Source organism: Kluyvera sp. Awk 3 (assembly GCF_028069715.1).
GTDB lineage: Bacteria > Pseudomonadota > Gammaproteobacteria > Enterobacterales > Enterobacteriaceae > Kluyvera > Kluyvera georgiana_A.
Genome location: NZ_JANEWH010000316.1, coordinates 1 through 672 on the forward strand (window position 1 = coordinate 1; position 672 = coordinate 672).

Annotated in this window: 1 rRNA gene; it reads left to right on the forward strand. The window is 52.5% G+C overall.

Features of this window, described 5'->3' with window-relative positions:
- A 23S ribosomal RNA gene (locus tag NNN71_RS24875) occupies window positions 1–672 on the forward strand; the annotation flags it as partial.

Sequence of the window (672 nt, forward strand, 5' to 3'; positions counted from 1 at the left end):
GGGTGTGACTGCGTACCTTTTGTATAATGGGTCAGCGACTTATATTCTGTAGCAAGGTTAACCGTATAGGGGAGCCGAAGGGAAACCGAGTCTTAACTGGGCGTTAAGTTGCAGGGTATAGACCCGAAACCCGGTGATCTAGCCATGGGCAGGTTGAAGGTTGGGTAACACTAACTGGAGGACCGAACCGACTAATGTTGAAAAATTAGCGGATGACTTGTGGCTGGGGGTGAAAGGCCAATCAAACCGGGAGATAGCTGGTTCTCCCCGAAAGCTATTTAGGTAGCGCCTCGTGAACTCATCTTCGGGGGTAGAGCACTGTTTCGGCTAGGGGGTCATCCCGACTTACCAACCCGATGCAAACTGCGAATACCGAAGAATGTTATCACGGGAGACACACGGCGGGTGCTAACGTCCGTCGTGAAGAGGGAAACAACCCAGACCGCCAGCTAAGGTCCCAAAGTCACAGTTAAGTGGGAAACGATGTGGGAAGGCTCAGACAGCCAGGATGTTGGCTTAGAAGCAGCCATCATTTAAAGAAAGCGTAATAGCTCACTGGTCGAGTCGGCCTGCGCGGAAGATGTAACGGGGCTAAACTGTGCACCGAAGCTGCGGCAGCGACATTTAGGTGTTGTTGGGTAGGGGAGCGTTCTGTAAGCCTGCGAAGGTGTC